Source organism: Neoroseomonas marina, from assembly GCF_012927745.1.
In the GTDB taxonomy this organism is placed as follows: domain Bacteria; phylum Pseudomonadota; class Alphaproteobacteria; order Acetobacterales; family Acetobacteraceae; genus Neoroseomonas; species Neoroseomonas marina.
This window is the reverse complement of the sequence record NZ_JABBKX010000005.1, coordinates 1-20117: the sequence shown is the minus strand read 5'-3', so window position 1 is coordinate 20117 and position 20117 is coordinate 1. Positions and strand designations below refer to the sequence as shown.

At 70.0% G+C, this 20117-nt stretch carries 17 protein-coding genes; 12 read left to right on the top strand and 5 right to left on the bottom strand.

The annotated features are described in order from the left end of the window. Positions 1-12: 12 nt before the first annotated feature. The 3 genes from GWK16_RS14985 to serA all read left to right on the top strand — a co-directional run bounded on the left by GWK16_RS14985 (position 13) and on the right by serA (position 3675). Positions 13-825 (top strand): DUF1217 domain-containing protein, encoded by an 813-nt coding sequence (locus GWK16_RS14985; protein ID WP_170054790.1) that lies wholly within the window; start codon positions 13-15, stop codon positions 823-825. A gap of 84 nt (positions 826-909) precedes the next feature. Continuing rightward, entirely contained in the window at positions 910-2085 is a 1176-nt protein-coding gene (locus tag GWK16_RS14980; protein ID WP_170054789.1) for a phosphoserine transaminase, read from the top strand. 3 nt (positions 2086-2088) lie between these two features. After that, entirely contained in the window at positions 2089-3675 is a 1587-nt protein-coding gene (serA, locus tag GWK16_RS14975; RefSeq protein ID WP_170054788.1) for a phosphoglycerate dehydrogenase, read from the top strand. Between the two features lie 51 nt (positions 3676-3726). On the opposite strand, the gene GWK16_RS14970 is transcribed toward serA, so the two are convergent. Next, positions 3727-4302, bottom strand: a complete 576-nt coding sequence (locus tag GWK16_RS14970; protein ID WP_170054787.1) for a hypothetical protein — start codon at positions 4300-4302, stop codon at positions 3727-3729. A gap of 147 nt (positions 4303-4449) precedes the next feature. Here GWK16_RS14970 and GWK16_RS14965 point away from each other — a divergent pair, with 147 nt between their 5' ends. The 4 genes from GWK16_RS14965 to GWK16_RS14950 all read left to right on the top strand — a co-directional run bounded on the left by GWK16_RS14965 (position 4450) and on the right by GWK16_RS14950 (position 9716). Next, a complete protein-coding gene (locus GWK16_RS14965) occupies positions 4450-5589 on the top strand; it encodes an ATP phosphoribosyltransferase regulatory subunit (protein WP_170054786.1) in 1140 nt (379 codons plus the stop codon). Positions 5590-5593: 4 nt separating this feature from the next. Beyond that, positions 5594-6883 carry an adenylosuccinate synthase gene (locus tag GWK16_RS14960; protein WP_170054785.1) on the top strand — a complete coding sequence of 430 codons (1290 nt, stop codon included), beginning with the start codon at positions 5594-5596 and terminating at the stop codon, positions 6881-6883. A gap of 80 nt (positions 6884-6963) precedes the next feature. Further along, complete coding sequence (locus tag GWK16_RS14955; RefSeq protein ID WP_248291410.1) at positions 6964-7875, top strand: DMT family transporter; 912 nt, start codon at positions 6964-6966, stop codon at positions 7873-7875. A gap of 32 nt (positions 7876-7907) precedes the next feature. Then, entirely contained in the window at positions 7908-9716 is a 1809-nt protein-coding gene (locus tag GWK16_RS14950) for an ABC-F family ATP-binding cassette domain-containing protein (RefSeq protein WP_170054783.1), read from the top strand. On the opposite strand, the gene GWK16_RS14945 is transcribed toward GWK16_RS14950, so the two are convergent. Together GWK16_RS14945 and GWK16_RS14940 are read right to left on the bottom strand one after the other, a co-directional pair. After that, complete coding sequence (locus GWK16_RS14945) at positions 9713-10321, bottom strand: alpha/beta hydrolase family protein (RefSeq protein ID WP_170054782.1); 609 nt, start codon at positions 10319-10321, stop codon at positions 9713-9715. The two genes, GWK16_RS14950 and GWK16_RS14945, sit on opposite strands and share 4 nt — an antisense overlap. Positions 10322-10399: 78 nt before the next feature. Further along, positions 10400-10915, bottom strand: a complete 516-nt coding sequence (locus GWK16_RS14940) for a VOC family protein (protein WP_211187460.1) — start codon at positions 10913-10915, stop codon at positions 10400-10402. Positions 10916-11004: 89 nt separating this feature from the next. Here GWK16_RS14940 and GWK16_RS14935 point away from each other — a divergent pair, with 89 nt between their 5' ends. After that, the gene (locus GWK16_RS14935; protein WP_170054781.1) at positions 11005-12633 is read left to right on the top strand and encodes an FAD-dependent oxidoreductase; all 1629 of its coding nucleotides are present in this window, start codon (positions 11005-11007) and stop codon (positions 12631-12633) included. On the opposite strand, the gene GWK16_RS14930 is transcribed toward GWK16_RS14935, so the two are convergent. Continuing rightward, positions 12623-13600, bottom strand: coding sequence for a Bug family tripartite tricarboxylate transporter substrate binding protein (locus GWK16_RS14930; RefSeq protein ID WP_170054780.1), 978 nt, complete (start codon positions 13598-13600; stop codon positions 12623-12625). The two genes, GWK16_RS14935 and GWK16_RS14930, sit on opposite strands and share 11 nt — an antisense overlap. A 270-nt stretch (positions 13601-13870) precedes the next feature. On the opposite strand from GWK16_RS14930, the gene GWK16_RS14925 reads away from it, so the two are divergent. From GWK16_RS14925 to GWK16_RS14910, 4 genes are all read left to right on the top strand, one after another. Then, entirely contained in the window at positions 13871-15742 is a 1872-nt protein-coding gene (locus GWK16_RS14925) for a ribonucleoside-diphosphate reductase subunit alpha (protein WP_338144485.1), read from the top strand. 368 nt (positions 15743-16110) lie between these two features. Further along, complete coding sequence (locus GWK16_RS14920; protein WP_170054778.1) at positions 16111-17133, top strand: phosphatase PAP2 family protein; 1023 nt, start codon at positions 16111-16113, stop codon at positions 17131-17133. 55 nt (positions 17134-17188) lie between these two features. After that, on the top strand, positions 17189-18157 hold the full coding sequence (locus GWK16_RS14915) for a Bug family tripartite tricarboxylate transporter substrate binding protein (protein WP_170054777.1): 969 nt from the start codon (positions 17189-17191) through the stop codon (positions 18155-18157). 118 nt (positions 18158-18275) lie between these two features. Further along, positions 18276-19337: a ribonucleotide-diphosphate reductase subunit beta gene (locus GWK16_RS14910; protein WP_170054776.1), complete on the top strand. Its 1062-nt coding sequence runs from the start codon at positions 18276-18278 to the stop codon at positions 19335-19337. 91 nt (positions 19338-19428) lie between these two features. On the opposite strand, the gene GWK16_RS14905 is transcribed toward GWK16_RS14910, so the two are convergent. Next, the gene (locus GWK16_RS14905; protein WP_170054775.1) at positions 19429-19803 is read right to left on the bottom strand and encodes a hypothetical protein; all 375 of its coding nucleotides are present in this window, start codon (positions 19801-19803) and stop codon (positions 19429-19431) included. Positions 19804-20117: the final 314 nt, after the last annotated feature.

Genomic DNA, 20117 nt, shown 5'->3' with positions numbered 1-20117 from the left:
GCAGGATGGGACATGGTCCTGTCGCTCGCTCAGGTGCAGTCGCTGTTCGGCGTGCCGGCGTCCAGCACCGCTTCGGGCGGTGCGGCGCAGGCCATTCCGGCGCTGCGGCGGGCGACGGCCGATGGCGCCGAGGCCAAGGGCATCGCTCAGGAGAAGAAGGACCCGGTCACGCTGTCCGCCCTGGCGCAGTTCCGCACCGCGCTCGACAAGGCCGGCAGCATCGAGAAGGCGCTGCAGGACCCGCGCATCCTGAAGGTCGTCCTGCCGGCGCTGGGCCTGGCGGGGCAGGAGGGCAACGCCGGCATGGTGCGCCGCGCGCTGCTGTCGGACCCGTCCGACAAGAAGGGACTGGCCGCGGCGCTCGGCAGCACCTGGCAGGCGGCGGCGGAGACGCTCGGGGTCTACAAGACGGGGCTCAATGGCCTGCGCGACCCCGCGATGGTCGACCGGCTGACCAATGCCTACCTGAAGTACCAGTACCGCTCGGGCCTGGACGACCAGCAGGCGGGGTTGTCGGACGCGCTGTATTTCCTCGAATCCGCGAAGACCGCCTCGGACGTCTACGACGTTCTCGGGGACCCGGTGCTGCGGCGGGTGGTGACCGGGGCGCTCGGGCTGCCCGACCAGATCGCGATCCAATCGGTGGAAGCGCAGGGGCGCGCCGTGTCGTCCCGGCTGAAGATCGACAGCCTGCAGGACGGCCGGGCGGTGCGGAAACTGGCCGAACGCTACCTGATCGCGGCGGCAGACAAGGCCGCGGCGGCGTCCGCCGCGCAATCCACCGATCCGATGGCCTCGATCATCGCCCTGTCGATCAAGGCTTGATCGGACACGGCCACCGGGCGTAACCCTCCGCCCGGGCCACGCCCCCCCACCGGGGCGCATTCGCTTCTGAGAGGGAGCTGCATCATGGCGATCGCCACCCCCAAGCCGGAGGTCCGTCCGGCCAACCCCGCATTTTCATCCGGTCCCTGTGCGAAGCGTCCTGGCTGGACGCTGGCCGCGCTGGACGCCGCTCTGCTCGGGCGCAGCCATCGCGCGAAGGATCCGAAGGCGCGCCTCAACGAGGTGATCGAGCGGTCCAAGGCCGTGCTCGGCATGCCGGCGGACTGGAAGCTCGGCATCGTGCCGGCGTCGGACACCGGCGCGGTGGAGATGGCGCTGTGGTCGATGCTCGGCGCGCGCGGCGTCGACGTGCTGGTGTGGGAATCCTTCTCGAAGGAATGGGCGACGGATGTCGCCAAGCAGCTGAAGCTGAAGGACGCGCGGATCATCGAGGCACCCTACGGCAGGCTGCCCGACGTCGCGCAGGTCGATCCGGCGCGCGACGTGGTCTTCGTGTGGAACGGCACGACCTCTGGCGTGCGGCTGCCGAATGCGGACTTCATCAGCGATGCGCGGGAAGGGCTCGCGATCTGCGACGCGACCTCGGCGGCCTTCGCGATGGACCTGCCGTGGAACAAGCTCGATGTCGTGACCTGGTCCTGGCAGAAGGTGCTGGGCGGGGAAGCCGCGCACGGCATGCTCGCGCTGTCCCCGCGCGCGGTGGCGCGGCTGGAATCCTTCAGCCCCGATCGCCCGCTGCCGAAGATCTTCCGCATGACCAAGGGCGGGAAGCTCAACGAGGGCATCTTCAAGGGCGAGACGATCAACACGCCGTCCATGCTCTGCGTCGAGGACGCGATCGACGGGCTGAAGTGGGCCGAGAGCATCGGCGGGCTGAAGGGCCTGGTCGCGCGGTCGGAGGCGAACCTCGCCGCCATCGCGCGCTGGGTCGCGACGAAGCCGGGCTACGATTTCCTCGCGGAAGACGCGGCGACGCGGTCCTGCACTTCGATCTGCCTCAAGATCACCGCGCCGTGGTTCACCGTCATGGGCGCGGATGCCCAGGCGGCCACGGCGAAGAAGATCGCGAGCCTGCTCGAGAAGGAAGGCGTCGCACTCGACGCCGGCGCCTATCGCGACGCGCCTCCGGGCCTGCGCATCTGGGGCGGCGCGACCGTCGAGACCTCCGACATCGAGGCGCTGCTGCCCTGGCTCGACTGGGCGCTCGCCACCGTTGAATCCGACGTGGTGGTGGCCTGACCGATGCCGAAGGTTCTCATTTCCGATAAGCTGTCGCCGGCTGCCGTCCAGATCTTCAAGGACCGCGGCATCGAGGTGGACTTCAAGCCGGGCCTCAAGCCCGCCGAGATCCGCGAGATCATCGGCGCCTATGACGGGCTCGCGGTGCGGTCCGCCACCAAGGTCACGCGCGAGCTGATGGAAGCCGCGCCGAACCTCAAGGTGGTCGGCCGTGCCGGGATCGGCGTTGACAATGTGGACGTCACCTCCGCGACCGCGCGCGGCGTCGTGGTGATGAACACGCCCTTCGGCAACGCCATCACCACGGCCGAGCACGCCATCGCGATGATGTTCGCGCTCGCCCGGCAGATCCCGGAGGCCTCCACCTCCACCAAGGCCGGGACGTGGGAGAAGAACCGCTTCATGGGCGTCGAGCTGTTCGGCAAGACGCTCGGCCTGATCGGTTGCGGCAACATCGGTTCCATCGTCGCGGACCGCGCGGTGGGGCTGAAGATGAAGGTCGTCGCCTTCGACCCCTTCCTGTCGGAGAAGCGCGCCGTCGAGCTCGGCGTGGAGAAGGTCGAACTGCACGACCTGCTGCACCGCGCCGACTTCGTCACGCTGCACACGCCATTGACGGAGCAGACCAAGAACATCCTCTCGCGCGAGAACATCGCGCGCATGAAGTCCGGCGCACGGCTGATCAACTGCGCGCGCGGCGGGCTGGTGGATGAGGCCGCGCTGTTCGACGCACTGAAGTCCGGGCACCTCGCCGGCGCCGCGCTCGACGTGTTCGAGACGGAGCCCGCGACCGACAGCCCGCTCTTCGGCCTCGAGAACGTCGTCTGCACCCCGCACCTGGGGGCCGCGACGGCCGAGGCGCAGGAGAACGTCGCCCTGCAGGTGGCGGACCAGATGGCGGACTTCCTGCTGACCGGCGCCGTGTCCAACGCCATCAACATGCCGAGCGTGACGGCGGAGGAAGCCCCCCGCCTCAAGCCCTACATGGAGCTGGTGCGGCTGCTCGGCGGCATGGCCGGGCAGCTGACGGCGGCGCAGGACGGCGCGATCAAGGCGATCCGGGTCGAGTACGAAGGCCATGCGGCGGAACTGAACCGCCGGCCGCTGACGGCCGCGGCGCTCGCCGGCGTGCTGACGCCGCTGATGGGCGCGGTGAACATGGTCAATGCCCCGGTGCTCGCGAAGCAGCGCGGCATCGACGTGGCGGAGACGACCGTCGAGCGCAGTGGCGAATACCAGACGCTGGTGCGCCTGACGGTGGTGACCGACCGCTACGAGAAGTCGATCGCCGGCACGCTGCTCGCCGAGAACAAGGCGCGCCTGGTGGAGATCAAGGGCATCTCGGTCGAGGCCGACTTCGCCCCGCACATGCTCTACGTCACGAATCAGGACAAGCCGGGCTTCATCGGGCGCTTCGGCATGGCGCTCGCCGATGCCGGGATCAACATCGCGACCTTCCACCTCGGCCGCGCCGCGCCGGGGGGCGATGCGATCTGCCTGGTCGGGCTCGACGGCCCGATCCCGGACACCGTGCTGTCCGGGATCCGGGGGTTGCCGCTGGTGGTGCAGGCGACGCCGCTGGCGTTCTGATCCGGCGCCGGACCTCGGAATGCGCCGGACGGCGCGTTCCGGAAGGGCGTCTCAGCGCCGGTGGGGCACGACGAAGGTCCCGCCGGGGTTCCACTCGCTGGCGGCCGAGGTCGCCAGCAGCGGGGCGACCGATTCCAGTTCCGGCATCGGCGGCAGGTTCGACAGGCGCGCGAGCGTCTGCGCCGGGCCGAAGGTGAAAATGTGGTTCGACAGGGCGGCCTGGATGCCGGCCTGGTCGCCCGAGACCAGCGGCGGCACCGCATCTGCAAGGGCGGCCGCGACCTCTCCGGGCGGAATGGAGAGCGGGATGCCGAGGGCTTCGCGTTCGGTCCGGATCGCCTTGGCGATCAGTTCGGCCTCGACCTGCGTCACGGTGATATTGTTGTCCGGATTGCGCATGCCGCTGACCGCGGCCTCGAACTGGGCCAGGGCGGCGGCGGCTTCGGCGGGCTGGCCGCGGAAGCGGCTCATGTCGCCGAGGTTGCGCTCGGCATAGGCGAGGTTCAGCCGGGTGTTGTCGATCTGGAAGCCCTGGCCGCCGAAGGAGAAGTCGGGCGGCCCCGCGACTTCGGCGCAGGCCGCCAGGGCCAGCAGGGTCGCGCCCGCCATCAGGGTCCGACGCCGCATGATCGCATCTCCTTTCGTCAGCGGGCCTATTCTGTCGGTCCGGAGCACGGGCGGGAAGTGCGGCGAATTGTCCGGATTCGGCATGCGCGCCCTGCCGCGGGCGGGGGTTGCCCCGGCCCGCCGCGCCTGTCACACCCTCCGCCGGCCATGACCGACGACCTGCCCAATCCGGCCCTGCTGCCCGCGGGCCTTGCCGACCTGCTGCCGCCCGACGCCGAGCGCGAGGCCGCGCTGGTCGAGGCGATGATGGGCGTCTTCGCCTCCCACGGCTACGAGCGGGTGAAGCCCCCGCTGCTCGAATTCGAGGACAGCCTCCTCGCCGGGTCCGGGGCTGCGGTCGCCGAGCAGACCTTCCGCCTGATGGACCCGGTCAGCCAACGCATGATGGGTCTGCGCGCGGACACCACGCCGCAGGTCGCGCGCATCGCCGCGACCAGGCTCGGCGCCCAGGCGCGGCCCCTTCGGCTGTGCTACGCCGGCCAGGTGCTGCGGGTCCGCGGGACGCAACTGGCGCCGTCGCGGCAATTGCCCCAGGTCGGCGTTGAACTGATCGGCGGGGCGGCCCCGGCCGCGGATGGCGAGATCGCCGTCGTCGCGGTCGAGGCGTTGGCCGCCGTCGGGGTCGCGGGTGTCAGCCTGGACGTGACGCTGCCGACCATGGTGCCGGCGCTGCTCGACGCCGCGGGTGTCGACCCGGTGCTCCGGACGCGGCTCGCCCGCGCCCTCGATCGCAAGGACAGCGCCGCCGTCGCCGCGCTGGTGCAGGGGCAGGACGCCGCGCTCGCCGTGCTGCCCGGCCTGATGGCGGCAACCGGGCCGGCGGACGGCGCGCTTGCTGCGCTCGAGGCCGCGGCGCTGCCCGAATCCGCCCAGGCCATCGCCGAGAATGCGGCCGCCGTGCTGGCCGCGATCGCCGCCCGCGCGCCGGGGCTGCGGATCACGCTCGACCCGGTGGAGTTCCGCGGCTTCCGCTATCACACCGGGGTCGCCTTCACGATCTACGGGCCGGGCATGTCGGGCGAGCTCGCCCGCGGCGGGCGCTACGTCTCGCAGAACGACGAGCCGGCGACGGGCATGTCGCTCTATCCCGACGCCGTGCTGCGCGCGGCGCCGGTGATGGCGCCCAAGCCGCGGCTTTTCCTTCCGGTCGGTGCCGACGGTGCCGCCTTCCGGGCCGAGGGCTTCGCCACCGTGGCGGCCCTCGCGCCCGATGACACGCCGCAGCGCCTGCGCTGCACCCATGAACTGAGGGACGGCGCACCCGTCCCCGTCGTGACGAAGGACTGACCTCATGGCCAATGTCGCCGTGATCGGCGCCCAGTGGGGCGACGAGGGCAAGGGCAAGGTGGTGGACTGGCTCGCCAGCCGCGCCGACATCGTCGTCCGCTTCCAGGGCGGCCACAATGCGGGCCACACGCTGGTGGTCGGCAACGAGACCTACAAGCTGTCGCTGCTGCCCTCGGGCGTGGTGCGCGGCAAGCTCGGCGTCATCGGCAATGGCGTGGTGCTCGACCCGCTGGCGCTGTTGAGCGAGATCCAGAAGGTCACGGCCCAGGGGCTGAAGGTCACCCCCGAGAACCTGCGCATCGCCGAGAACGTGCCGCTCATCCTGCCGCTGCATCCGGCGCTGGACCGGGCGCGGGAGACGGCGCGCGGCCAGGACAAGATCGGCACCACCGGGCGCGGCATCGGGCCGGCCTATGAGGACAAGGTGGGCCGGCGCTCGATCCGACTCTGCGACCTCGCGGAGCCCGAGACCCTGTCGGCCAAGCTCGACGAACTGCTGCTGCACCACAATTCGCTGCTGCGGGGCCTCGGCGCGCCGGAGTTCAGCAAGAAGGAGCTGCTCGACGGGCTGCTCGCGCTCGCGCCGAAGCTGCTGCCCTATGCCGACACCGTGTGGGAACGCCTCGACGAGGCGCGCTCGACCGGCAAGCGCGTGCTGTTCGAAGGTGCGCAGGCCGTGATGCTCGACGTCGACCACGGCACCTATCCCTATGTGACCTCGTCCAACACGGTCGCCGGCAACGCGGCGGCAGGTGCGGGCATCGGGCCGGATGCGATCGGCTTCGTGCTCGGCATCGCCAAGGCCTATTCGACGCGGGTGGGCTCGGGGCCGTTCCCCTCGGAACTGCATGACGAGATCGGCAAGCGGCTCGGCGAGCGCGGGCGCGAGTTCGGCACGGTGACGGGCCGTCCGCGCCGCTGCGGCTGGTTCGATGCCTGCATGGTGCGCCAGGCGGTGAAGGTCGGCGGCATCAACGGCCTGGTGCTGACCAAGCTCGACGTGCTCGACGGGCTCGAGGAGCTCAAGATCTGCACCGGCTACCGGATCAACGGCGAGGTGGTGAAGCGCCTGCCTGCCGCCTTCCGCGCCCAGGCCGCGGCCGAGCCGATCTTCGAGACGATGCAGGGCTGGTCGGGCTCGACGATGGGGGCGCGCTCCTACGCCGAACTGCCGGCCGAGGCGGTGAAGTATGTCCGCCGCATCGAGGAACTGGTCGAGGCGCCGATCGTGCTGCTGTCCACGAGCCCCGAGCGCGACGACACCATCATGATGCGCGATCCCTTCGCGGGGTGAGGCGGCGGCGGCGCGCGCCTGCCGCACCGGCGCAACGGGCGGAGTGTCCGGTGCGCAGGTGACATGCGATGTCGTCCCGCATGTCGAGAATCGCCTGGCTGCTCCTGCTGCTGCTCTCCGTCCTGTGGGGCGGGTCGTTCTTCTTCGTCGGCGTCGCGGTGACGGAGGTTCCTCCGCTCACCATCGTCGCCGCGCGGGTGGGGCTGGCGGCGGCGATGCTCTGGGTGGCCCTGCCGATGCTCGGCATCGCGCCGCCGCGCGGCCTTCCGGCCTGGTCGGCGGTCGCGGCCATGGGGCTGCTCAACAACGCGGTGCCGTTCTCGCTGATCGTCTGGGCGCAGCAGACCCTGCCCTCGGGCCTGGCGGCGATCCTGAATGCGACGACGCCGCTCTGGGGCGTGCTGGTGGCGCATCTCGCGGTGCGGGAGGAGCGGATCACGCCGGCGCGGCTCGGCGGCGCGCTGCTGGGCTTCGCCGGCGTCGCGGCGATGAGCGGCCTCGATGTCCTGCGCGGGACCACCGCTTCGCTGCCGGCGACCGTCGCGATGCTGGCGGCGACCCTGTCCTATGCCTGCGCCGGGGTCTTCGGCCGCCGGCTCGCCCGGGTGGGTGTGATGCCGGTGCACGCGGCGCTCGGCCAGTTGACCGTTGCGGCGGCGCTGATGGTGCCCCTTGCCATGGCGGCAGACGCGCCCTGGCAGCGGCCGCTGCCCTCGGCGGCGGCGCTCGGGGCCCTGGTCGGCCTCGCCATCCTCTGCACCGCGGTCGCCTATGTCCTGTATTTCCGGATCCTGGCGCTGGCGGGCGCGGTGAACCTGCTGCTCGTGACCTTCCTGGTGCCGGTCAGCGCCATCGTGCTCGGCATGCTGATCCTGGACGAGACGCTGGAACCGCGGCACGTCGCCGGCATGGCGCTGATCGGGGCCGGCCTGGCGCTGATCGACGGGCGTATCCTGGCCTGGCTGGCCCGATCGGTGGCGCGGGCAGGTTGACCCGGACGGCGCGGGCGGCGAGGTAACGCCGCATGGCGCCGCCCCTGTTGCTTCTCACCGATATCCACCACGGCTTCGGCAGCACCCGCCTGCTGGAGGGCGCGGCGCTGTCCGTCGCGCCCGGCGAGCGGCTGGCGCTGGTCGGGCGCAACGGATCGGGCAAGTCCACCCTGCTGAAGGTCGCCGCCGGCCTCATCGAGGCCGAGGGCGGCACCCGCTTCGTCCAGCCGGGGGCGACCCTGCGCTACCTGGAGCAGGAACCCGATCTCTCGGCCTTCCCCAACGTCATGGCCTATGTGCAGGCGGGGCTCGGGCCGGCGGACGATCCCTATCGCGCGCGCTACCTGCTCGAGCAGCTCGGCATGACCGGGGCCGAGAAGCCCGCCGCGCTATCGGGCGGCGAGACCCGCCGCGCCGCGCTGGCCCGCGCGCTGGCGCCGTCGCCGGACATCCTGCTGCTGGACGAGCCGACCAACCATCTCGACCTGCCCGCGATCGAATGGCTGGAAGGCGAGCTCGCCGCCCTCGATTCCGCGCTGGTGCTGATCAGCCACGACCGGCGGTTCCTCGAGCGGCTGTCACGCGCCATGGTCTGGCTCGATCGCGGCAATACGCGGCGCCTGGAACGCGGCTTCGCGCATTTCGAGGAATGGCGCGACCAGGTGCTGGAGGACGAGGAGCGCGAGGCGCACAAGCTCGCCCGCAAGATCGTCCGCGAGGAGCACTGGCTGCGCTACGGCGTCACCGCCCGGCGCAAGCGCAATGTCCGCCGGCTCGAGAACCTGCACACGCTGCGCGCGAAGCGGCGGGAACGCGTGACCGCGCCGGGACGGGTGACGATGGCGGCGGCCGAGGCGGCGGGGTCGGGCAACCTCGTCATCGCCGCGGACGGCATCGCCAAGGCCTTCGGCGAGCGTTTCGTGGTCCGGGACTTTTCCACGCGCATCATCCGCGGCGACCGCATCGGCATCGTCGGGCCGAACGGGGCCGGCAAGACGACGCTGCTCAACATGCTGATCGGCGTGCTGGCACCGGATGCGGGGGAGGTGCGGCTCGGCACCGGGCTCGAGATGGTCGGGCTCGACCAGCGGCGCGCGAGCCTCGACCCCACGATCACGCTGTCCGAGGCGCTGACCGAGGGCCGCGGCGACCAGGTGCACGTCAACGGCCAGCCGCGCCACGTCATCGGCTACATGAAGGACTTCCTCTTCACGCCGGAGCAGGCGCGCACGCCGCTCCTGGCCTTGTCCGGCGGGGAGCGCGGACGGCTGATGCTGGCGCGCGCCTTCGCCAGGCCGTCGAACCTGCTGGTGCTGGACGAGCCGACCAACGACCTCGACCTCGAGACGCTGGACCTGCTGCAGGAACTCGTCGCGGAGTATGCCGGCACGGTTATCCTGGTCAGCCATGACCGCGATTTCCTCGACCGCACGGTGACCAGCGTCATCGCCTGGGAAGGGGAGGGGCGCTGGCAGGAATATGCCGGCGGCTATTCCGACATGGTCGCGCAGCGCGGCCACGGCGTGCAGGCCCGCGCGGCCGAGGCCGCCGCGAAGCCCGCCGCTACGCTGAAGGCCGAGCGCGCCGCGCCGCCGCCCCCGAAGCGCGTGCGCATGAACGCGAAGGAGCAGCACGAGCTCAAGACGCTGCCGGCACGCATGGAGGCGCTGGGCAAGGAGATCGCGACGCTCGACGCCAGGGTCGCGGATGGCGGCTTCTACGCGCGCGATCCCGCGGGCTTCGCCAAGGCGACCGAGGCGCTGGCAGCCGCGCAGGCGGCCCTCTCCGCGGCCGAGGAACGCTGGCTGGAACTCGAGATGCTGCGCGAGGAAGCCGGCTAGGCGCGCCGCAGCGCGTTGATCCGATCGACGATGTCGTGCTGGATCCGCGCGCTCGCATCCATGTTGAAATGGCCGAGGCGCGGGACCTCCGCGAGGTTGATGTTCTCGATCGCGCCGTCGAAGCCCGGTCGCGGCGCCAGCGGCCGGCCGAAGCCGTTGCCCGCCTGGTAGAAATTCGTCACCCGCCGCGGCCCGGGCGGCACCGTGCCGACCAGCACGGGGTCGAGGGTGAAGAGGCCGTCGGTCACCAGCCGCGCGGCGTAGAGCTCCCCGCAAAGGTCGATCGCGGTGTCAGCGCCGAGCGAATGCCCGCCGATGCACAGCGGCCGCGGCAGCCGGTTCTGCCGCGCGAGGGTCAGCAGCCGCTCGGCCACCTGGTCCCCGGCGAGGTGGCTGTGGACCGAGGCGCTGTAGCCGGCATCCCGCAGGTGCCGGGCGAAGTCGTCGAGGCCGGTGGAGATCTCGGCGATGCCGCGGAACAGAACCACGCGCGCGCGCGGCGGGCCGGGCAGCGGCTCACCGATGCCGGTGGCGCAATCCGCGAGGAGGAGCGGCGCGGCGAGGACAGAACGGCGCCCCACCAGGGGCCAGGGCAGGCGAGGCATGCGGGTCGTGGCAACGCTGACGGAAACGTTACGTGAGCATAAAGCGCCCGTCGCCGCCCTGGCGAGGGGGGATCCGCGTCAGTTCGCCTCGGCCAGCAGGGCGTTGAGGTCGAGCCGGCGCGTCACCATCGCGAGCTTCCCTTCCGCGTCGCGCGGCCACTCGGCTTCGGGGCGGTCGCGGTAGAGCTCGACGCCGTTGCCGTCCGGATCGCGCAGGTAGAGCGCTTCCGACACGCCGTGGTCGGAGGCGCCTTCGAGCGGCCATCCGGCTTCGAGCAGCCGCAGCAGCGCCTGGGCCAGCGCCTTGCGGTCCGGGTAGACCAGCGCGACGTGGAACAGCCCCGTCGTGCCCGGCGGCGGCCAGGCGCCGCCCTTGCTCTCCCAGGTGTTGAGCGCGATGTGGTGGTGATAGCCGCCGGCCGAGAGGAAGACGGCCTGGTCCCCGTAGCGCTGCTGTTCCTCGAGTCCGATGACGTCGCGCCAGAAGGCGAGGGCGCGCTCGAGATCGGCGACCTTGAGGTGGACATGGCCGATGCGCGTCCCGGGGTGGATCGCGGGGCGGGTGGCGGCGGGCTGGGGCATTGTGTCGGGCATGGCTGGGGTGTCCTTCCGTGCTGCCTATCTGGCGCCGCGGCCGATCCGGTGCCAATGGAATGGTCGGATCATCACCATCGGCGGGGGCAATGGCGGAATTCGCGACGGATGTGCTCGTTCTCGGCTCGGGCTCGGCGGGGCTGGTCGCGGCGCTGACGGCGGCGGCGCAGGGGCTGTCGGTCGTGGTGCTGGAAAAGACCGACCGGGTCGGCGGCACCACGGCGATGTCCGGCGCGGGCACCTGGATCCCGGCGAACCACCTCGCGGCGGCCGCCGGCATCGCGGACAGCGTCGAGGAGGCGCTGACCTATATTCGCGCCGGCGCGCCGGAGGGCTGGGCCGAGACCGAGGCGCCGCTGTGGGAGGCCTTCGTGCGCGCCGCCCCCGACATGCTGCGCTTCGTGGAGGCGCGCACGCCGCTGAAATTCGCGCTGACGCCGGAACCCGATCCGCTGCGGACGCTGCCCGGGGCCAAGGCGCAGGGGCGGATGATGTCGCCGCTGCCGCTCAGCCGCTGGCGGGCGGGGCGCTTCGCCTTCCGCATCCGGAGATCCACCATCCCGGAGATCTTCACCTACCACGAGGCGGTGACGACCGACCTCTATCACAAGCCCTACCGCACGGCGCTGTCGCTCTGGCCGCAGCTGGTCTGGCGGTTCCTCACCAATGCGCGGGGGAAGGGGACGGCGCTGGTCACCGGGCTGCTGCGGGGATGCCTCGATGCGGGGGTGCATGTCGTGCTCGGCGCGCGGGCTGTGGCGCTGACGCAGGATGCGACGGGTGCCGTCACCGGCGCGACGGTGGAACGGAAGGGGCGGCGGGAGAGCTGGACGGCCCGGCGCGGCGTGGTGATCGCGACCGGCGGATTCGAATGGGATTCGAGGCTGATGGCGCGGCACTTCCCCGGGCCGGTGGATTACCTCGGCAGCCCCGACGCCCATGACGGCGACGGGCAGCGCATGGCCGAGGCGGCGGGCGCGGCGCTCGCGCGCATGGACCAGGCGACGATCACGCCGTCGATCCCCGTGCGCTACCAGGGCAAGGTGCTGGCCCAGCCGGTGCCCTTCCACACCGAACCCAACGCCATGCTGGTGAACCGGCATGGCCGGCGCTTCGTGAACGAGCTCACCTTCAACATCGGCGAGCAGATCGACCGCCGCGACCCCGCGACCGGGGAGCCCGTGCACCTGCCCTGCTGGGTGATCAGCGATTCGGTGCTGCTGGATCGGCTGCCGCCGGCGCGCTGGGCCGCGCGGGCCGATCCGGGCTGGCTGCGCCAGGCGGCGGACCTTGCGGGACTCGCAGCGCAGATCGGCGTGCCGGAGGCGGCGCTGGCGGACAGCGTCGCGCGCTTCAACGCCGCCGCCATCGCCGGCGCGGACGAGGAATTCGGCCGCCCCGCGCGCCCGGACCCGGCCGCGGCGGGCGACAAGCGCCGCCGCGCGGGGATCGAGCCGATCGCCCGGCCCGCCTTCCTCGCCATGCCGTTCAACCGCTCGATCCTCGGCACCAAGGGCGGTGCGCGGACCAATGAGCGCGCCGAGGTGCTGCGCCCCGACGGCAGCGTCATCCCCGGCCTGTTCGCGGCTGGGATCGCGATGGCGAACCCGATCGGGACGCGCAACGTCGGCACGGGCACGACGATCGGGCCGAACATGGCCTGGGGCTACATCGCGGGGATGCGCCTCGCCCAGCGGAACCTCGGGCCTACTCCGTGATGCCGAGGCCCCGGACCTCGGGTTCCCAGAAGGCGATCTCGTCGCGGACGTACTGGGCGAAGCGGGCGGGCGTGTAGCCGCGCATCGCGGGGGTGCCCATGTCCTCGAAGCGGCCGGCGATGGCCGGATCGGACAACGCCTGCTCGGTCGCCGCGGCCATGCGGTCGACGATCGGCTGCGGCGTGCCGGCGGGGGCGAAGAAGCCGTACCAGGAATAGGCCTTGTAGCCGGTGATGCCTGCCTCGACCGCGGTCGGCACCTCGGGCAGCAGCGAGGAGCGTTGCTCTGTCGCGACGAAGAGGACTCGCGCCTGCCCACCCTCATGCATGCCCTTCAGCAGGGAGGGGATGTCGCAGCAGAACTGGATCTCGCCCGAGGTCAGGGCGGCGAAGACCTGGCCGCCGCCGCGATAGGGGACGTGGACCGCCTCGGTTCCGGTGCGGATGCAGAAGGAGGCCGAGGCGATGTGCCCCGATGTCCCGATGCCCGAGGAGCCGTACTGGTAGCGGTTCGGCGCCGCCTTCATGGTCGCCACGAACTCGGCCGCCGTGCGCGGGGCGAAGTTGCGCGTCGTCACCGCGAGCGCGATCGGTACGAAGACGGTCGGCGCCACGGCCACCAGGTCCCGCCGCGCGTCGAAGGGGAGGGGGGCCGGCAGGCCGCGGGCGAGCGCGATGGGCGAGAGGGTCGAGAGGACGAAGGCCTCTCCGTTCGGGGGCAGTTTCGCGACGTAGTCGGTGCCGACCACGCCGCCGGCGCCGGGCCGGTTCTCGATCACCACGGGCTGGCCGAGGATCTCGGCCATCTTTGGGGCGAGCAGGCGGGTGGTGACATCCGTTCCGCCGCCGGTCCCGAACGGGACGACGATCCGCACCGGTCGGGTCGGCCAGGGTGACTGCGCCAGCGCCGGGGCGGCGAGGCCGGCGAGTGGCGTGGCGAGGAGGCTGCGGCGGGGCAGACGGATCATGGTCGGGGCTCCGGCGGACGTGTCGGTGCCCAGAGTGCGGCGCTTCGAAGCTGTGGAAAAGTCTGGACTTGCGTCCCGCGGCTCTGCGCGGAATCATGAACGAAACGGGAACATGTATCGCCCTGTGACAAAGTCGGGACTCTTGGCAAGGGGTCTCTTTGCCACCCCATGTGGTGGTGGCGGGACTGTGGCAAGACTACATCTTGTGTCTGATGGCCCCTGGGCGGCAGGATGCCGGTCCAGGGGATGAGTTATCCGGGGGGTTCTTCAGTGTTCGACGCAGTCCAGCTCGAGGGCCATGGCCAGGTCCGTATCGATCGTTCGCGCGACGCGCTGCTGACCGATTTCGGCAAGGCGACGCTCGATGACCGCTACCTGCTGCCGGGCGAGTCCTACCAGGACCTCTTCGCCCGCGTGGCCTCGGCCTACGGCGACGACGCGGCCCATGCGCAGCGGATCTACGACTACATCTCGCGTCTCTGGTTCATGCCGGCGACGCCCGTGCTGTCGAATGGCGGCACGACCCGCGGCCTGCCGATCTCCTGCTTCCTGAACGAGGCCTCGGACAGCCTCGAGGGCATCGTCGGCCTGTGGAACGAGAATGTCTGGCTCGCGGCCAAGGGCGGGGGCATCGGGTCCTACTGGGGCAATCTGCGCGGCATCGGCGAGAAGGTCGGCAAGAACGGCAAGACCTCGGGCGTCATCCCCTTCATCCGGGTGATGGACAGCCTGACGCTCGCGATCTCCCAGGGGTCGCTGCGGCGCGGCTCGGCCGCCTGCTACCTGCCGGTGCACCACCCCGAGATCGAGGAATTCCTCGAGATGCGCCGCCCGACCGGCGGCGATCCGAACCGCAAGGCGCTGAACCTGCATCACGGCGTGCTGCTGTCCGACGCCTTCATGCGCGCGGTCGAGAATGACGAGGAATGGGCGCTGCTCTCGCCCAAGGACCAGGCGGTGATGCGCAAGGTCTCGGCGCGCGCGCTGTGGATCCGCATCCTCACCGCCCGGATCGAGACGGGCGAGCCCTACATCATCTATTCGGACCACGTGCACCGCGCGCAGCCGGCGCACCACAAGCTGGCGGGGCTCGAGGTGAAGACCTCGAACCTCTGCTCCGAGATCACGCTGCCGACGGGGCTCGACCAGCATGGGCAGGAGCGCACGGCGGTGTGCTGCCTGTCGTCCCTGAACTGCGAGACCTGGTTCGAGTGGAAGGACGATCCGGACTTCATTCCGGACGTCATGCGCTTCCTCGACAACGTGCTGCAGTCCTTCATCGACACCGCGCCGGATTCCATGGCGCGGGCGAAGTACAGCGCGATGCGGGAACGCTCCGTCGGCCTTGGCGTGATGGGCTTCCACTCCTTCCTGCAGAAGATGAACGTGCCCTTCGAGTCCGTGGTCGCGAAGGTGTGGAACAAGAAGATGTTCAAGCACATCCGCGCCCAGGCGGATGTCGCGTCCCGCGTGCTGGCGGAGGAGCGCGGGCCGTGCCCCGACGCCGCCGAGTACGGGATCATGGAGCGCTTCTCCCACAAGATCGCGATCGCGCCGACGGCCTCGATCTCGATCATCTGCGGCGGCGCGTCGCCCGGCATCGAGCCGATCGCAGCCAACGTCTACAACCACAAGACGCTGTCGGGTTCCTTCATCGTGCGCAACCCGTACCTGGCGAAGGTGCTGGACAAGCACGGGCGCAACGACGACGAGACCTGGACGACGATCACCGTGACCAAGGGCTCGGTGCAGCACCTCGACTTCCTGAGCGAGCAGGAAAAGGCGGTGTTCAAGACGGCGTTCGAGCTCGACCAGCGCTGGGTCATCGAGCATGCGGCCGACCGCACGCCCTTCATCTGCCAGTCGCAGTCGGTGAACCTCTTCCTGCCGGCCAATGTGCATAAGCGCGACCTGCACCAGATCCACATGAGCGCGTGGAAGAAGGGCGTGAAGTCGCTCTACTACTGCCGTTCGCTGTCGATCCAGCGCGCCGATACGATCAGCGAGAAGGTGGCCCCACAGGCCGCCCTGGGCGTGGCGAAGGCGGCCAACGACATGGTGCCGGTGCAGATGCCGCTGGTGGCGGCGGCGCAGGCGGCGGGGAATTCCAACAACTACGAGGAATGCCTGGCCTGCCAGTAACGGGAAGGCGCATGCCCGCCTGACGGGCGCACGAGACGAGCGCGGCCGCCGGGGGTGCCCTCCCGGCGGCCGCGTCGTGTCAGGGGACCCATGGTGGTTGAAGGCATCACGGATGCGTGTGCCTGTGCGTTGATTTGGCTGCCAAAATCACGCGAATCTCGCTGTATGGCGCAAATCGCGATGGGGTGAGCAATACTTACGGTTGTAGTGCTCACAAAATCGTGTGTACGATCCACGCATGCTCGGGCAAGCGGTCCGCCGGGGGGGGCGGTGCCGGCTCGTGGTCAGGGGTTGCGTTTGTTGGGGCTCGGGTCCTGCCCGGTTCCTTCGCGCGGTGCCTTCTGGCCGAGCTGCGTGCCGACGTCCCCTTGCATCTCATTGTCGTCGCCTATGCCGGCCTGGTTTTCCTGGCGGCCCAGATCCTTGGCCGCCCCGAGAAATTCGACCCGCTGATGTACGCGGAACGATGGATGGTGGTGCTGCCCGGGCTCGTCCTGCCGGCGCTGGCCTGCATCGGGACAGGCTATGCGATTTTCACGCGACCGCGATCTCCGATCGCGGGACTCGTGATGTTCCTTGGCCATCCACGCGGCCCCAGGGTCGCCGCGGGCCTCGTCCTTTTCACCTCGGTGACGCTGTTCTACGGCGCCTTCACCTCGGCCAAGAACCTGCTGCCCGAGGTCTCGCATTTCGACTGGGACATCGCCTTGGCGGACCTGGGCGAATGGATGCACGGCGGGACCCCGCCATGGCGGCTGCTGCACCCGTTCCTGACGCCCTACACGCGGTATATCGACGCCTTCTACAACGTCGTCTGGCAGGTCGCGATGCTGACCATGGTCCTGACGATGGTTTTCGCCGGCCAGCGACGGCGGCGGTTCTTCGTCATCTTCTTCCTGTGCTGGATCGTCCTCGGAAATGTCCTGGCGGGAATGTTCTACTCGGCCGGCCCGCTCTTCTATGACCGGGTGGTGGGCGACCCGCAGCGGTTCCGCCCGCTTCTCGACTACATCGGCGGCTATCAGGATCCGCCGCTGGTGGTCAGCATCTACCAGTCCTATCTGTGGACGCTCCATCGGCTGGGCGCGCCGGAATTCGGCAGCGGCATCTCGGCCTTCCCGAGCATGCACGTGTCCATGGCGACGCTGATCGCACTCTGGATGTCCCGCCTGCACCGGGGGCTTACCGTTCCGGCCGTGCTGATGGTGCTGCTGACGCAGGCCGGGTCGATCCATCTGGGCTGGCACTACGCGATCGACGGATACGCCTCGATCATCCTGACCTATCTGATCTGGCGCACCGTCGATCAGGCCGCGTCGCGGCAGCCCGGGCGCTTGCCGACGCGACCCGCCCTCAACGGGGCAATGGCAGCGGCCGGCGTGGGCGGTTAGTCTTCCCCCAGGCGGTCGGCCCACGGGGCCGTGGCCACGGGAGGAAGCAACGCGCATGATGCCACGCCGGACCCTCGGCCTTGCCGGGGCTGCCATCGCCGTTGCGCCGCTTGCGCGCGCCCAGGTCGCCTGGCCCGAGAAGCCCGTGCGTCTCATCATCGGCTACCCCGCCGGCGGTCCGACCGATTTCGGCGGGCGGCTGCTGCAGGATCCGCTGGGCCGACTCTGGGGCCAGCCCATCGTCATCGAGAACCGGCCCGGCGCCAGCCAGGTGATTGCCAGCGAGGTGGTCGCGCGCTCGCCGGCCGACGGCTACACGCTGTTTCTTGCCGCCAGCACGCATGCCAGCAACGCCGCCGTCTATGCGCGGCTGCCCTACGATACGCTCGCCGACTTTACGCCGATCGTGAACATCTACGCCTCGCCGACCGTGCTGTTCGTCGGGCGGGATTCGCCGCTGCGCAGCGTGGCGGACCTTGTCGCGGCCGCGCGGCGTGATCCTGGCGGGCTCGCTTTCGCCTCCTCCGGCAACGGGTCGTCGGGGCACTTCGCGCTCGAGATGTTCCGCCGCAAAGCGGGCATCGACATCACCCATGTCGCGTTCCGCGGCGCTGCGCCTGCCTTGCAGGAAGTGATGGCCGGGCGGGTGCCGGCCACCTTCAGCACCCTGTCCGGTGCGATCGGCCTTGCGCGGGACGGCGGCATTCGCCCGCTCGCGATCGGCGGTCCGCAACGGGTCGAGGTCCTGCCCTCGGTCCCGACGCTGGAAGAGGCCGGCTTCGGCATCCCCGACACCAGCCCCTGGTACGGCTTCATCGGTCCCAAGGGCCTTCCCCGCCCGATCGTCGACCGGGTGGCCAACGACACTTTGGGCCTGCTGCGCGACATGGCGATCCGCCGCCGGATCGTCGATGCCGGGGGCGTCGTCCTCGCGGAAGGCCCGGAACCGTTCGATGCCCGCATCCGGCGCGAACTGGCCGAGAATGCCGTGATCGCGCGCGAGGCGGGCATCCGGGTGGAGTAGTCGCGGCGGCGAGTCGCGCCGCAAACCCGCAGCCCACTAGATGTTGTGGGTGGGCCGTTGATGTGCCCACCAATCATGGTAGGAATCAGCCCAACGCACCGTTCCTGGGGGATGGCTCATGGCCGATGGCATTTCGACCGACGAACTTCCGGTGAAGTTCGACCTGCTGACCGCGAACCCCGTCTACAAGCCGTTCCGCTACCCGTGGGCCTATGATGCCTGGCTGACCCAGCAGCGCATCCACTGGCTGCCCGAGGAAGTGCCGCTCGCCGACGACGTGAAGGATTGGCAGAAGAACCTCACGGAGGGCGAGCGCAACCTGCTCACCCAGATCTTCCGGTTCTTCACCCAGGCCGATGTCGAGGTGAACAACTGTTACATGAAGCATTATTCCCAGGTCTTCAAGCCGACGGAAGTGCTCATGATGCTGTCCGCCTTCTCGAACATCGAGACGGTGCACATCGCGGCCTATAGCCATCTTCTTGACACCATCGGGATGCCGGAGATCGAGTACACGGCCTTCCTGAAGTACAAGGAGATGAAGGACAAGTACGACTACATGCAGACCTTCTCGGTCGATTCCAAGACCGAGATCGCCAAGACGCTGGCCGCCTTCGGCGCCTTCACCGAGGGGCTGCAGCTCTTCGCCTCCTTCGCGATCCTCATGAACTTCCCGCGCTTCAACAAGATGAAGGGCATGGGGCAGATCGTGTCCTGGTCGGTGCGCGACGAGACGCTGCACTGCCTGTCCGTCATCCGGCTGTTCCGTACCTTCGTGCACGAGAACCCGGAGATCTGGACCGAGGAGCTCAGGCGGGACCTCTACCTGATCTGCGCGACGATCGTGGACCACGAGGACGCCTTCATCGATCTCGCCTTCGAGCTCGGTGGCGTGCAGGGCCTCGATGCCCAGCAGACCAAGGACTACATCCGCTTCATCGCGGATCGTCGCTTGCAGCAGCTGGGCCTCGAGCCGCTGTTCAACATCGAGAAGAATCCGCTGCCCTGGCTCGACGAGATGCTCAACGCCGTGGAGCACACCAACTTCTTCGAGAACCGTGCCACCGAGTATTCCAAGGCCAGCACGGCCGGGACGTGGGAGGAAGTGTGGACCTCCTCCATCGGGGATCATTGGACGAGCGAGGCCAGCGAGAGCTTCAAGGGGCCGCTGCGGCCCTGACGCCGGGCGGCGCGGTCCCCCGGCCGCCGCCGAGGGTGAATGTGCTCCGGGCGGGCTTCCTGGCCCGTCCGGGGCCATCGGCCCGATCCGATCAGTCCTGAGGACGATGGACGTGCAGCAGGAGATCGTCGAGGCGCTGGCGCCGGGCGATGAAGGAGATCAGTTCGGCGATGAGCAGGAAATTCGTCGCCGCGATCACCAGCAGGATGCCCCGGAGGCGCAGGTCGGCGTCCCAGGCGAGCCGCGGCGGCGGCGGGCACTGCGCGAGCAGCTGATGCTGGCGCCGGATCCAATCGGGTGATTGGACGTTCCGGGTCATGGCATGCAGGCGGCATTCGCTGGAAAGCCGCAGGGCAGCCTGAAAGGCGGGCAGCGACGGGGGCGCCGAGTGCCACAGGCTCGCCCCGCCGCTAATGGCGAGGACGACCGACGCCAGTCTCAAGCCCCAAATCAGGAACGCCAGCACGCTACACAATCCTCCCCGCATGTAGCGCCAGGGTCGGAGAGGGCGCCGCATCCTCCATCGGCGAGATCATCAGGTGAAAGACCTCGGGCGGATATTCAATTGGAAGTGATGCATGTAGCGCCTTCATTGCCTGGGGCGCGCAGGTCTGACTGATCTTCCGCGGAGATCTTGGGCCCGCAGTCGAATGGCTGCAGGCCATGAAGCGTCGCTGGATCAAGGCGGTAGAGCCGCGAGGGTTCGAGCGAGGCCGGCGGTCCAGGGTGGGAGGGAGGCGCCGAAGGTGGCCTGCAGGCGGGAGGTGTCGAGGCGGCCAT